The organism is Symmachiella dynata (assembly GCF_007747995.1).
GTDB classification, from domain to species: domain Bacteria; phylum Planctomycetota; class Planctomycetia; order Planctomycetales; family Planctomycetaceae; genus Symmachiella; species Symmachiella dynata.
Map to the genome: position 1 here is coordinate 5,090,699 of NZ_CP036276.1, position 13,343 is coordinate 5,104,041.

Below are 13,343 nucleotides of genomic sequence, written 5' to 3' on the forward strand. Positions count from 1 at the left end.
CGCCTCACCCGTTACGATACGGGCAGCGGACCCTGCCTCTACTAACACCTAGCGAAACAATATGACCGAAGACCCCGCGCCGCTCGAAACCACATCGCCCATGACACCGAAATCGGAAAACGTCTGGAACGATGAGAAGTCCTTTCTGCTCTCGGTGATTCAACCCGGCTTGGCGGGGTTGATGGATGGCTCGGTTTCGTCGTTGGCCCCGTTGTTCGCCGCTGCACTGGCGACGCAAAGTAGCCGCACCGCTTTTTTGGTCGGGTTGGCGACCGCAGTGGGGGCGGGGATTAGCATGGCCTTTTCCGAGGCGGTTTCGGACGACGGCAAACTCAGCGGCCGCGGGAATCCCATCTTACGCGGTGCCGTTTGTGGCGGTATGACCTTTCTCGGGGCGATCGGTCACACGTTGCCGTTTTTAATCCCCACCTTTACCGTCGCTGCCTACACCGCCGGCGCGGTCGTGGTTGTGGAATTACTGGTCATTGCCTGGATCCGCCATCGCTACATGAAAACCCCGCTTGGGGCGGCCATCGTAACGGTGATCGTTGGCGGACTGATCGTCTTTTTGGCCGGCGTTATCATCGGTAGTTCCTAATCCCCCAATGCGCGCGGATTGTGAATGTCTGTATCGGACACCTATAATGCGCCGCAGCGTGACATCGGAACAGAATCGAAACCAAGGAGTTCGGTTGTAATGAGTGATCGTTGTGGCTTTATCATATTGCTGGCCCTGTTTTGTTGTCCCTACGGGCAACGAATCGCTGTTGCTCAACAGACAGCAACGCCAAAAACCGTAGTCGCTCCCCAAGAGAAACCACTGGCCGGATATCCCATCGCCGCTGCCCGCCGCCGTGCGATTGCTATGGCCCCGTTCCATCGCCCGCTCGATGAAGACGCGATCAAAAAGTGGATGGACATCAGTTCGCAATGCACGATTGCTGAATTTGAATTATTCCTGGCCCCCCTCTCGCCGCAGGAGGCGAAGCTGCTGGCGAAAATTGAAAAAATGCCGCCGCCGATTGTCAATCGTTTGTACTTTGAGCATCTGCGCAGCGTGCTTAAAAACGGCGGGTTGTATTCGCTAACGCTTGAGGAAAAAACGCTGGACAAGCCATTCCAGCATACGACCCCGGCAGTGGAAAACGAATTGTTCGGCGCGTTTGAATGCGTCTTCGCCAGCGTCGGTCCGCCCAACGGCTCGCCCCGTTATGGCGATGTAATCATCCGCATGAAAGATTCGGTCCGCGAAACCGGTTGGGCAACCCCCTTTAGCGGGATGCATTTCATCTATGCGATTCGCCATCAGCCCGCACGAAAAATGCAAGATCTCTTAGCCAGCGGCAAACCACTCCCGACAGCGCGGACCAATCCGCTGAGTCTGGGGTTCGATGACCGTTTGAGTTATTCGCACTATATTGTCACAGAACAATATTGGCACAAGGCGCTCGCGTATCAGGCGATTTTGGTGCTGCGCAATTTAGAAAACACAAAGTCGGGCGATCTCGCGCGACAACGCTTCGAGGCGATGCTGGTCGAACAGGACGCCGAAAAATTCTGGGCGCTCTTCATTCCAGCCCGTGAGAAAGGATTGTCGGCGGATGCGGAAGCAGCCCGGGTCCCATTTGGATATCTGGAAGCCAAGTTTCCCAACAAGTTATCGATGGATTTCGTCACCTCGATCGAAGTCTCGCCCGAGCAACTCGCCGAAGTCCGCACGTGGCCCGAAGCAAAGCCGTATTTATCACGGATCCGTGTGAAGCCCCACGGGGTGGACTAACTCAGCGGAACGAACCGTCGCAGTTTGTTGGTTTCAGGATGCCTGGGCAGGTCGGGAACAACTTCGATGGACACGTCCGCGTTGGTTAACCCTCCCTCGGCGAGTGAACGTATCAACGCCCTCTTCAGAGCATCGTCAGGAATGTCGCCGTGTGTCATCGCCAGGACGCGCGCCCCGGCCGGTGTTTGCTGGACTTGGTATTCACTGATATGCGGCTCTTGCCCGAGAATACTCCGAAAAATCATGGGATGTATTTTGGTGTCGCCTCGATAGACGAACCAATTGTCTGCCCGGCCTTTGACTTCGGTGATCCGCCGGTATCCTGGCGCGTCTGGATTGGGGCCACCGTCAAGAACCACCGTATCGGTCAGTTCATAACGAATCATGGGCATCACCTGTCCATACAATTTGGTCACCAGCAACCGGTCGGCCTGCGCAGCGTCGGACACCGGTTGATCGTGCTCGTCCACCGGCTCAAAGATTAAAAAGTCTTCGGCGATCGTCATGCCTGAATATGAATTCCCCTCGGTGCCGGCCACACCGATTTCGACCGAGCCCCACTGGTTGTGAATATTGATGCCCCATGCCTGAAGCGCCATGTCGCGAGCCTGTTGCGGCAGCGGCTCAGAGTTGGTGGAAATACGGTGCAAATTGATCTGCAACCGCCCATCAAGAGCTTCGGCGCACAATTCCTCAACGATCGAGGAATACCCAATCAGGCGGTCAGGTTGAAACGCATTCAGCCGCTCAACCATCGTGCGCATGGCCGTATTGGCGGGAAGTACGAGCACATCACGCTCAGGATCAACCATGCTGGGAAACAATAACCGGCTGGCATGCACATAGGACCCGGCACAGACAACAGCCGTCCGTTTGGGACCGACCGGGGGATGGGCCAAATCTTGCCGGGCTTCCATTCGTGTTGTGATGTTGGCGGTCACGACAAACGTCTCCCAATCCCACAGAAACAATCCGCGTTTGCCTGACGAACCGCCAGTGGCTGCGGCGTAATATTCATCCAGGTAATATGCATTCGTCTCTTCGCCCGAGAGTAGACGCTTCAAGTGCGCATTCACATCATCCTGTTTCAGCCGCTGGTCCGTGACAACATCGTCCCAGTCTGCCATTACTTCCGCCTTGGTCATGGGCGGAATCTTTGCCAAGTCGCCGACCTCTAACGTACTCGCTTCCAAATGGCCCAAACGCCTCGCGTGAAATGGCGATTTCTGCTGCGCTGCGGCCACAATTTTTCGCAGTCGCAACGTTTGTTCTTCCAAGACCCGATCGCGACTCCATGATAGCCGCTCGATCGCCTCGGCAGAAAAACCCCGCACATCGGCAAGGTGTTTTTTTCGCGATGCTTCAAATCTATCCATTCGCAGCAGTGCTCCCATTCAAAACTTGTGAACTGCATCGCCTAACACTTTGGTGTAATCGTATCGACACAACGCAAAGCATGCGACATTAGACTCTTCGAGTATTCGTTGAAAAACCGTTGCCGCCACGTCGGACTTGGGTTTCCCGTATGTTCTCCCACCCAGCAGCAGGTTCAGCACTCGTATCGAAACGCTTCCCCTGTATAATGCGTCTTCGCTGTCATCGTTGGTAAGATGGCCTATTTGCGGCTCCCCCAATCGCGCTCTCTCAATCCTGTCGGTGTGTGTGGCCACAAGGAACTTTTGAACGTTATTTGAGTACAAAGGACCGACTCATGCCGATCACCGGACCTCCGCTGGAAAAACCCGTTTTACTCGCGGACATTTTGAAAATCGGTCTGGAGTCCAATCCCGATGCGGCGGCGATTGTTTCCTCTGACCGGAGTTGGACGTGGCGTGAACTCGATGCGGCAAGTCGACGGTTGGCCGCCAATCTGCTGGCCCTTGGCTTGAAGCCGGGAGACCGAGCAGCTTCGCTCATGCCCAATCGGACCGACCTGATGATCTATTATCTCGCCTGTTTCAAAGCAGGGTTGGTCGCCACGCCGCTGAACTATCGTTACCAGGCGCCGGAGATTGACCACGCGCTCGAGGTGACCGGTGCTTCGATCTTGTTGGCGCATGCGGAGCGGGATGCTGATCTGGCACTCAGTCAATTGGCAGGACAATTGCCGTTGGGACGAATCACTTATGCGGCAGAAGACGACCGCCGGAATTTCGAAGAACTGCTGATTACAGAACCGACAGTGATGGACCTCCCTAGCCCGGCAGCCGATGCAGCGGCGTTCATCTTCTTTACCTCAGGAAGCACCGGCAAACCCAAAGGGGTCACGCACACGCACGAGACATTCGGTTGGATGCTGGCCAGCGCCATCGCCGGTTTTGAATTTGTTCCCGAGGATATTTTCCTGCCCGCCTCATCCATCTCGCATATCGGCGCTTCACTGTTTTCGCTGGCCGGCTTGGCCGCCGGGATTCGTATCGACGTTGCGCATGCGATCATCGGGGAAGAGGTTTTGGCGCTCCTGGCAAACACGCGACCGACAATGCTCTGCATGCTGCCGGCGGCGCTGTTTGCGTTGGTTCGCGACCATGGCGCGGACCACGAACATTTTCAATCGCTCCGTGTCTGTTTCGCCGGCGGCGACAAAGTCTCAGCCGAGTTGGAACGAGAATTTGTCGAGTTGGCCGGCATCGAAATCGATGAGACCTACGGCATGTCAGAAATCGGTTTGGCGACGATCAATCCGGTGTCGGGAAAAAATAAGGTCGGCTCCATCGGACGGCTCGCCCCTGGGTTTGCCGCATCGATACGGGATGAGCAAGGCCGTGAGGTGCCGGTAGGAACCGATGGGCGGTTGTGGATCCAATCGCGCTCCAACACGATCGGCTATTGGAACCGCCCCGATGCCACAGCAGAAACCATCGTCGATGGCTGGCTCGATACGGGCGACGTGGTCCGTGTTGACGAAGAGGATTACCTGTGGTTCGACGGCCGCCAAAAGCAGATCATTATCCACGACGGTTCCAACATCTGCCCGCAGGAAGTCGAGGACTCTCTGGTTGAGCATCCGGCCGTCGAAAGCGCCGGGGTTGTCGGTATCCACGACACCGTGCATGGCGAAAACGTCCGTGCCTACATCACCCTCACAGCAGGCACCGAGCGGCCGACGGTGGCTGAGTTGATCCAGTTTTCACGGGCGCGCGTCGGTTACAAAGCGCCGGAGGAAATCGTGGTGCTCGACGAAATGCCGCTGAACGCGACGGGAAAAATCGACCGCGCCTCACTGAAACGGATGGCTGAGTCTCGCAGTCTGCAGTCCACGAAATGAGACGCAGTCCGCGCCTGTGTTACTTCTTCTCGGTGTTACTTCTTCTCGGTGTTACTTCTTCTCAGTGATTTTCCACAGATGTTCGTCGCTGCGGACATACAGCGCGCCGTTGGCGGCCGCCGGCGTGCAGAGGATCGTGTCGACGAACTCTGCCGAATGCACGAGTTTTCCTTTTTTGCCCGTTAAATCGACAACTTGCGCCAGTCCTTTTTCGCTGAACAGATACATCTTGCCGTCAGCAATCACCGGTGTCCCGCTGAAGGGTCCTTTGAGCCGCAGTTGCCACAGCATGTCGCCGTTGGTCGCATCCCCGGCACGGAGGACCCCGGCGCGATTTGTCGTGTAAACGCGCCCGTCATACACGATCGGACTCGGCGTCGATGGCCCCAACCGTTGCTCTTGCCAGACAACTTCCGGTGCATCGCTGTCGGGAATGTACCGCAACGCGGTTAAGCCTTGTGAAGGCACGTACAACATATCTCCCACCACCGTGGCTGAAGGAATCGTCGCGCACTCGGCTGCGTGCTTCCAGACTTCCTGGCCGGTTTGGGGATCGTAGCCGATCAAGTTTTCGCCCGATTGCAACACAACGAATTTCTCATCCGGCGTGCGACCAGACAACACGGTCGGCGAGGTCCAGTTGTTCCCCACCGGCCGGTCGATTTTCCATGTTTGCTCTCCCGTTTCGACATCCATCGCCGTGGCAAACGATTCACTCGCGTTTTCGACTTGCACGACGACTTGATTGCCAACCACAACCGGCGATGATGCCATGCCCAGACTGTTACTCGCATTGGGAAAGTCATGCGTCAATCCGCGATACCATTGCAGATTGCCGTCGAGGTCCAGGCAGATGAGATCGTTGGAAGAGAAAAACGCAAAAATCCGCTCGCCATCGCTGGCCGGTTGTGGCGTGGCGTTGCACATCTTGGGATGCGACATGGTCCGCCCCGTCGCCAAAAACTGCCGATGCCAAATCGTGGCGCCGGTCTGCGCATTGATGCACAGCACATGCAGCCGGTCTTGGCGAAATCCGGAACTGGCGGTCAGATAGACTCGATCGCCGATAACAATCGGTCCCGACAGTCCCCGGCCCGGTAGATCGACCGTCCAAGCGATGTTTGTCCCGTCGCTGATGTCGAATTTTACGGGCAGTTTCTCAGCCGAGATTCCGTTGGCGTCACTGCCGCGAAATTGCGTCCAGTCGGCTCCCATTTGCGTGATCGACAACAGGGCCAGACTAACGAATACGAGATGCTGTTTCATGAGTTGTCTCCACTTTCGGCCTTGTCTTTGGCTTCGTCCGGGACGACGCGGGGGGGACGGTTGCCGGAGAGGACCGCCGTACCGACCGAGTCGCAAACCCGCAACTGAAATTCCCATTTTTGTGCCCACGATTCCTTCTGTTCGTTTTGACAGACCTTGATCAAAATATCATTGCGACCTTTGCGCAGCTTTGCCGGGAACTGGTACTGGTCCAATCGCGTTCCATGATGGTATTCTTCGCGACCAAAAACCAATTCGCCATTGACCCACACCTTCCAAGCGTTCGGCGTGCCCAGCCGCAACTCGACCGACCGGTCTTCGTCGCTCACAAAATCGGTATAGGCATACGTCACCGCCCCCTTATGGGCGGAAAGCGCTTTGGTGAGATCGACGATGCCGTAATCATCGGCGGTGGCATAATCAATCCAGCTGACCTCGGTTGAATCCTTCCCTTGGTATTTGCCGTCGGGATCGATTTTCGTTTCCGGAGGATAGGAGACATCAAAGCCTGCTTCGTCCGAATTGTCGAACGGTCCAATCAGTTTCCAGGAAAGTAATAACCCAAAATGTTCGGGCAAGTCGACCTCCTGCCCCAGTTCACGGAGTTTTTCGACGATGCTCTTAATCTGATCATCATCCCGCGCACCAGTCAGTGCCATTTCATAGATCGGCTGCGACTCTGATTTTTTGCCGTCCTCAAAGAGCGTGTCCGCCTGCTTCAGCAATCGCGCGACGGCGTCGCGGCGGAATTCGACGCTGGGGTCGTTGAGCATCCCGGGAATAATGCGGCTGGTCGCCGTGTCGTCGACTTTGACTAACCACTCATAAGCCACGCGCCGTGCCCGCGGATCGTGACGGGTATCCAGCACAAACGCCTCCAATTGCTTTTTCGGCAGCGTCTTTGTCGTCTTCAACCGTTGATCGGCGAGCGATTCGAATGCGCCGCGGAGCCAATTGACCGCCAGCGGATTGGCCCCCGAAAAGGCCTCCAACACGGTCGTCAGCGAGACATCGTCATTTTTCAGCAATTCCCGAATCGCCTGTTGAGCTTGGCGATTCCCCTGAGCCTGCTGATCAACCGACTTAATATCGTTCAGCAACGTCTCCACATCCGCAGCAAACGTTGCGGAGGGTAATCCCCCCCACAGACAAACAACGAGTAGACAGCAATGGATCTTCATATGCGATAGGCCTTGATGGAAGTGACTTGCAGCATAAGTCCGTAGTAACAATTCAAAACCAAGTGACGCTTGTTCTAAAAACTTTCAGATCCGCATTCGAGGAACGAGTCAGAGGGTTTTGAAACGAACTGCAGGACAATCGCGAGACGTCAACCGTTGGCCCGACCGGCAGAGATCCCTGCAGCAATCCTACAAACTCCCAGCGAAAGTCTAAAGTCTTCTTTGCAAGCAGAGACCAGTCTGAGCAAACCAGCTTGAGAAACAATAGCCATTTCAAGCCAGGAGTGAGGCCTGAGGAGACAGGCATGAGGGTGCAAAAAGGATCATCATCCGCAACAGGTAAACAACCTGAGGACCAAAATCCCAACCGATCTCACCCCCATAAATTCTGGCCACCGGCCACTAACCACCGGCCACTATTTTCCTGCCTACTGCCTACTGCCTGCTGCCTACTGCCTACTGCCTACTGCCTACTGCCTACTGCCTACTGCCCCGCCGCCGGGAATTCAACCATCACCTTCAGCGCCCCATCGGTGCGATTCAAAAACACCTCGTAGGCTTCTTGGATTTTCTCCAGCGGATAGCGGTGTGTGATAATTGGCGAAACATTGATGCGGCCTTCAGCAATCCACCGCATGGCGAGCGGAAAATCTCGTTCGAAACCAGGTTCGACGCTCGTGACGACTTTCAGATTGTTGCGCCACAATTTGAGCATGTTGACATTGTGGATCTGTTCGGGAGGGACCCCAAAGAACAGAATCGTGCCGAACTTGCGCGTGAGGTCGATGCACAGATTCAGCGTCTGGTCCTTATGCCCCACCGCTTCGATCACCAGATCGGGCAATTTGCCGCCCAGGATTTTTTGCACTGCGGAGACGGGGTCTTCGGTCGCATTACAAATCGTAGCGGTTGCTCCCATCTTGGGACTGGTCTCCAGACGCGACTGAAGTTTATCGATGCCGATAATTTCCCGCGCCCCCAGATTGCGTAATGTCGCATTGAACAACTGGCCGATGGGGCCTTGTCCGACGACCACCACATCAAGATCCATCACGCTGGGCAGCTTGGCCAACGCATACATCACCGTTCCCAGCGGTTGGGCCATCAAGGCGTTTTCGACGTGCGGACGGTCGTCGACGTGGATCGTGCGGTTTTCGCTGTTACAAAAGCGTTCGAAAAAGCCGACCTGATAGACCGGCACGGTGAGTACCCGTTCCCCTTTTTGGAATTTTTCGCCATTGGTATCGACAACCCGCCCAATCATCTCGTGCAGCGAATGTCCGACCTGCTGCGGAAACTCGGTTGGTTCGCCGTTGAAGTCGCCATCGAAAAAGGGCAGGTCCGATCCGCACAGACAGGTGTAGTGCGGCTCGAAAATAATCTGCGGTTCCCCGTCAGGCCCGGGCCCGTTCAATTCCGGTTCGGGGACATCAATGAGTTCGATCTGTCGATGAGCAACAATATGGCCGGCTAACACGGTAGGAACGTCCTCGGTTCGATATGGGGGGATTCAACAATCTGCTACGGCATGCGTTCTGTCCGTTACTGCGCAACGCCTGTGGAGGTAAGCGAAACACAATATCCCTGACGCATGAACACGGACGGCTGAATAGGATATTGCACAATTCGGTTTTTAGCAACAATCTGCGGACAAGGGCGTTGAATCAGAACCACACCAACAGCTCGCACGAACATCGAAATCCGCACGAACCACACGATTGCACTAAAGGATGTAATACGTTTCCAGGACAGAACACTTTTCGTGGGGCGATTTCCTGAAAGTCAGCATCACCGGGCACATGACCTATGTTTGAGCGACCAATAACCGGCTCTGTACCACTTCTGCTCTGATCCCCTACTGAAAGCGTCTGAACATGGTCGACTGGACCGAACTGCGAAAATCGCTCATTGGTGAACCCGAAAAGTCGGCGATCCCCACACGCGTTAAGGTACCGATCCTGCCGTTGGCAGTGATGAAGTTCAATCGTCGTGCGGAAGACCCGCAGGTAACGGCGGTTGAGCTGGGAAAAATCATTGAAACCGACTCGGGATTAACCGCGGCGCTGTTGCGGCACATCAATTCGGCCGCGGTGGGACTGAGCCAAAAAGCGACCTCAGCGCAGCAAGCGGTCGGCCTGTTGGGGTTTCGCGAAACCTCGTTGTATTTAGTCGCCAAGGCCATGGAACGCTCGATGCAAGGCCGCGAGTCGAAGCTGATCAATCTTCGCAACTTCTGGGCGGGAAATCTCGAACGGGCAATTTTTGCGAGGGAAGTCGCGCGGCTGTTAGGAGCCGATCAAGACCTAGCTTTTTCCGCCGGCATGCTGCAGGATTTCTTATTGCCCGCGCTGACCAACGACATGTTCACCAGTTACTACGGGTTTACGGAAACACAACGGGAGCGGCCGCGCGAGTTGGTTGCATTTGAGGAAAAATCATTCGGCTGGAATCATGCCCTGGCCGCCGGCCAAATCATGTATGGCTGGGAATTCCCCGACGACTTAATCTGTTGCGTCGTATTGCATCACCGCGGACTGAAATTGTTCAACGATCCGCAACTCCGCACCACAGCTGCGGCAGCCGTAGCCGCATCGTCCCTGATGCCTGACCCGCTGAAGCAAATTCCCAGCGGGTTGGACCAACTGGTAAAGCTCGGCAAAAAGTGGAAGGCCTTTGACCTGGTCAAGATCGCCGATCTCGTTGATCGGGAATTTGCCGAGTTGTCCCCGGTGGACAACAGCCAATTCTCATTTCGCCGCTACTGTCAAAAAGCGCTGGCTGTGTGAAAGCGGACTGCGAGCCTCACTCTGCAACGCGGGTCGTCCACCAAACATGTCCCAATTTGGTGACATGAAATTTGTCCGCTTTGCCGCGTCCCATTTTCTTGGCCCAACGCTGCACCGCTTCGATCACGCCGGGTTGGTCCGACTTGCCATAATCGCACCCGCAAAATAGGCCGCCCAGTTTGACCTTATCAAACCAGTCCTGCATGCTGCGGAAATAGCTGTTTTTTAAATGGCCGGCATCGATAATCACAAAATCCAGCCCAGCCGTGGGCGCCAATTCCAGCGCCTTGGGATGACAGGTGGGGCAACTGAAGATTTGTCGCCGCGATGAAAAACGGGATGTGTTTTGAATCGCTGGTCGGCAATCTTTTTGATCGCTCCATTTGTCGATCATCAACAGCTCTAATCGGCCGAAACTTCCCAACAACGCTTCCGAGGTTTTGCCATCGCAGACACCGATCTGGGCCCCCTTTTGAGGTTGGCCAAAATGGTCACGAATCAGTTCGATGAGCGCCCCGCGCTGGGCCACCTTACTCATGTCAGACTTCCTTCACTGCAACAGTTGGCCATTCGGCGTGATTCCGAAAAAAAGCGTGCCTGCCAACGTAAAACACCCTCGCCCTGAGAACGACTTCGAGGATATGAGCTGTCAGAACCCGTTTTCAATAGGCCTTGCGAGCGATTTCAGCCAATCAAGGTGAATCCCCTAATAAACGTAGATCATAAGCGGCGAGAGTCGCTGAAATGCGAGGCGGTGTAATGGATAACCCTTGGAAAATACGCGATGCCTTTGCTGTGGTTTCTCAACAAAAGTGAACAAGCGGACCAATATTGCGAAGGGGCTGGGCGGTACGCTAAAAACCGCCGGCACTCGCGCGCCGGCGGTTCGGAAATTTTTGCCCTGAAAAAAAGTTCGCGCAGTTTGCAATCACTGGCGTTCTCAGCGTTTTCTGATTTGGCCCATCGTATTTTTTAGCCGAGAACAGATGCCCGACCGAATAGATGCTAACGGTCACATCTCTCCGTCTGACCTCTGAGTAAATCAGCCTGTTAATTGGCTGTAACCGGCTGATACTGAGCATCGCCGAAACCTAGGATGGGATAGAAAATGAAGGGTAGAAACGCCAATCCCAAACCGAAACCTAACCCCTTGCCAAAGTTTTTCCCCACATCAATGACGACGAGAATCGCAATGACAATGCTCACAAAGGGGATAAATAACAGAATGAGCCACCAAATTGGTTTGCCCGCAATTTCCAACAACAAGATCATATTATAAATAGGGATGATCGATCCCCAGCCAGGCTTGCCCGCTTTTATAAACACATTCCACATCCCCGCAATCGCAACGATGATGAGAGCAAAGTACACGATCAAAAAGACCACCCCAATAGCTTCGTCGCCACCCTCTTGAGCAAATGTCACTGCGTAGCTGAAATCATTCATAATCTGTTCTCCTTCCAGGATAATTGAAGTGATCCGGTATCAACTCACGCCTCAGGTCACATGCGAAACGGTCAAACTCAATGCGTTGTAAACAGCCTCAAGCAGAGGCTCAACACCAAAGTGCCCCATTCAACTCCGGATTGCAATGAAATTCTGGCAAAGATTGCTGGACAACCTCAAACGATTCGCACTGGCAACCCAGGTTTTCGATCATAGGTGTCAATCAACACAACTGGTGCTAGTATGGGTGGCATCCCCCCGAAACCCACAACTGGAGCGACACCATGCGACACCCCGCCGCCTTTCTTCTCCTCCTGGTTTGCAGTGCCTTGCCGAACGGTTTTGATTGTTGCCGCGCCGACGAGCCCGTGCCATCGATTCAGTTTTCCGAACATCTGATCGCCGACAAATACGCCTATGCTTACGGCATTGCCGCTGCGGACTTTGATGGTGACGGCGACCTCGATTTGACCAGCGCCGATTACACGCCGCACAACATGCTGTACTTGTTTGAGAACGACGGCCAAGCTGCATTTAAACGGCACATTATCCAAAAGGACGATCCCGAACGACTCGAACGGCATCTGGTCGGCGATGTTGATGGCGATGGTGATCTAGATGTGGTGATTGTCAAAAACCTCCGCGGCGATTTGCTGTGGTTCGAGAACAATGGCAAGCCGACCGACGAGACATTGTGGTCGCGGCACGTGATCACCACCGATTTGCCGGGTGCCTACGACGTTGCGTTGGCCGATTTTGATCGCGACGGCGATTTGGACGTGGCGGCTTCGAGTTGGGTGCTGGGAAATCAATTCGCCTGGTTCGAAAACGACGGCTCGCCTGCGGAAGGAGAATGGAAAAAACGGATCATCGAACAGGACATCCTCGAAACCCGCACAATGCGTGCCGCCGATTTCGACGGTGATGGCGATATGGATCTGCTCGGCACCGCACGACAAGCCCCCGCTGTGCTTTGGTATGAAAACCATAAAGAAGCCGGCGAAGTCCATTGGACTAAACATGTGATCGACGACCAATCCCCCTGCCCTGCTCATGGCAATCCGGCAGATATGGATGGCGATGGCGACATGGACGTGGTGATGGCGTTGGGGTTTTATTACCGCCCCGAAAGCGATGACGGCAAAGCTTCGACAAAACGGCAGGACAACAAAATCCTCTGGTACGAGAACAATCCAGCAGTCCACGGACCGTGGAAGCAGCACGTGATTGGCGCCGAATTCGATGATGCCTTTGAAGCCATTGCCGGTGATTTAGATGGCGATGGCGACATCGACGTCGCCGCCACATCCTGGCGCAATCCCGGCAGCGTTGCTTGGTTTGAGAATCTCGGCGACTCCAAGAAACCCTGGAAGCGGCACATGCTCAAAGAGAATTGGCGCAGCGCGAATCAAGTCATCCTCGCCGACATCAACGGCGACGGCCGCCTCGACATCGCCGCCTGCGCCGAACACGGCAGCTACGAATTCCGCTGGTGGCGAAACGAAGGCCGAAAACCAAAAGCAGACTAAAAACACCAACTGTAGGGGACGTCGCGACGCACCTTTCGATGCAGTGCGAAAGATTGCCTCAACGAATAGCGGCGATGCCTGACAACT

Annotated in this window: 10 protein-coding genes and 1 pseudogene; 5 read left to right on the forward strand and 6 right to left on the reverse strand. The window is 55.0% G+C overall.

What is annotated here, in order from left to right; all coding sequences use genetic code 11:
- Positions 1-142 precede the first annotated feature (142 nt).
- Together Mal52_RS19305 and Mal52_RS19310 are read left to right on the forward strand one after the other, a co-directional pair.
- Positions 143-598: pseudogene (locus Mal52_RS19305) on the forward strand (VIT1/CCC1 transporter family protein); the annotation flags it as partial.
- Between the two features lie 99 nt (positions 599-697).
- On the forward strand, positions 698-1,780 hold the full coding sequence (locus Mal52_RS19310; RefSeq protein ID WP_145378082.1) for a hypothetical protein: 1,083 nt from the start codon (positions 698-700) through the stop codon (positions 1,778-1,780).
- Here the strand turns inward: Mal52_RS19310 and Mal52_RS19315 are convergent.
- Complete coding sequence (locus Mal52_RS19315) at positions 1,777-3,156, reverse strand: phenylacetate--CoA ligase family protein (protein WP_145378085.1); 1,380 nt, start codon at positions 3,154-3,156, stop codon at positions 1,777-1,779. The genes Mal52_RS19310 and Mal52_RS19315 overlap by 4 nt on opposite strands.
- A gap of 335 nt (positions 3,157-3,491) precedes the next feature.
- On the opposite strand from Mal52_RS19315, the gene Mal52_RS19320 reads away from it, so the two are divergent.
- The gene (locus tag Mal52_RS19320; RefSeq protein WP_145378086.1) at positions 3,492-5,048 is read left to right on the forward strand and encodes a class I adenylate-forming enzyme family protein; all 1,557 of its coding nucleotides are present in this window, start codon (positions 3,492-3,494) and stop codon (positions 5,046-5,048) included.
- Between the two features lie 51 nt (positions 5,049-5,099).
- Here Mal52_RS19320 and Mal52_RS19325 read toward each other — a convergent pair whose 3' ends face one another.
- The 3 genes from Mal52_RS19325 to Mal52_RS19335 form a co-directional block, all read right to left on the reverse strand.
- Entirely contained in the window at positions 5,100-6,314 is a 1,215-nt protein-coding gene (locus tag Mal52_RS19325; RefSeq protein WP_145378088.1) for an outer membrane protein assembly factor BamB family protein, read from the reverse strand.
- Entirely contained in the window at positions 6,311-7,495 is a 1,185-nt protein-coding gene (locus Mal52_RS19330) for a hypothetical protein (protein WP_145378090.1), read from the reverse strand. Before Mal52_RS19330 ends, Mal52_RS19325 begins: the two co-directional genes overlap by 4 nt.
- Before the next feature lie 484 nt (positions 7,496-7,979).
- Positions 7,980-8,972, reverse strand: coding sequence for a zinc-dependent alcohol dehydrogenase (locus tag Mal52_RS19335; protein ID WP_231962397.1), 993 nt, complete (start codon positions 8,970-8,972; stop codon positions 7,980-7,982).
- Positions 8,973-9,369: 397 nt separating this feature from the next.
- Here Mal52_RS19335 and Mal52_RS19340 point away from each other — a divergent pair, with 397 nt between their 5' ends.
- Positions 9,370-10,281 carry an HDOD domain-containing protein gene (locus Mal52_RS19340; RefSeq protein WP_145378092.1) on the forward strand — a complete coding sequence of 304 codons (912 nt, stop codon included), beginning with the start codon at positions 9,370-9,372 and terminating at the stop codon, positions 10,279-10,281.
- A 16-nt stretch (positions 10,282-10,297) separates the two neighbouring features.
- Here Mal52_RS19340 and Mal52_RS19345 read toward each other — a convergent pair whose 3' ends face one another.
- The gene (locus Mal52_RS19345) at positions 10,298-10,819 is read right to left on the reverse strand and encodes a class I SAM-dependent methyltransferase (RefSeq protein WP_145378094.1); all 522 of its coding nucleotides are present in this window, start codon (positions 10,817-10,819) and stop codon (positions 10,298-10,300) included.
- A gap of 512 nt (positions 10,820-11,331) precedes the next feature.
- Complete coding sequence (locus Mal52_RS19350) at positions 11,332-11,727, reverse strand: DUF5684 domain-containing protein (protein ID WP_197534330.1); 396 nt, start codon at positions 11,725-11,727, stop codon at positions 11,332-11,334.
- Positions 11,728-12,011: 284 nt separating this feature from the next.
- Between Mal52_RS19350 and Mal52_RS19355 the strand changes: the two genes are divergently transcribed.
- The gene (locus tag Mal52_RS19355) at positions 12,012-13,256 is read left to right on the forward strand and encodes an FG-GAP repeat domain-containing protein (RefSeq protein WP_145378095.1); all 1,245 of its coding nucleotides are present in this window, start codon (positions 12,012-12,014) and stop codon (positions 13,254-13,256) included.
- The last annotated feature ends 87 nt before the right edge of the window (positions 13,257-13,343 follow it).

Coding starts and splice junctions, on each gene's coding strand:
- Mal52_RS19310 (WP_145378082.1), top strand. CDS start 698: ATGAGTGATCGTTGTGGCTTTATCATATTGCTGGCCCTGTTTTGTTGT.
- Mal52_RS19315 (WP_145378085.1), bottom strand. CDS start 3,156: ATGGATAGATTTGAAGCATCGCGAAAAAAACACCTTGCCGATGTGCGG.
- Mal52_RS19320 (WP_145378086.1), top strand. CDS start 3,492: ATGCCGATCACCGGACCTCCGCTGGAAAAACCCGTTTTACTCGCGGAC.
- Mal52_RS19325 (WP_145378088.1), bottom strand. CDS start 6,314: ATGAAACAGCATCTCGTATTCGTTAGTCTGGCCCTGTTGTCGATCACG.
- Mal52_RS19330 (WP_145378090.1), bottom strand. CDS start 7,495: ATGAAGATCCATTGCTGTCTACTCGTTGTTTGTCTGTGGGGGGGATTA.
- Mal52_RS19340 (WP_145378092.1), top strand. CDS start 9,370: ATGGTCGACTGGACCGAACTGCGAAAATCGCTCATTGGTGAACCCGAA.
- Mal52_RS19345 (WP_145378094.1), bottom strand. CDS start 10,819: ATGAGTAAGGTGGCCCAGCGCGGGGCGCTCATCGAACTGATTCGTGAC.
- Mal52_RS19350 (WP_197534330.1), bottom strand. CDS start 11,727: ATGAATGATTTCAGCTACGCAGTGACATTTGCTCAAGAGGGTGGCGAC.
- Mal52_RS19355 (WP_145378095.1), top strand. CDS start 12,012: ATGCGACACCCCGCCGCCTTTCTTCTCCTCCTGGTTTGCAGTGCCTTG.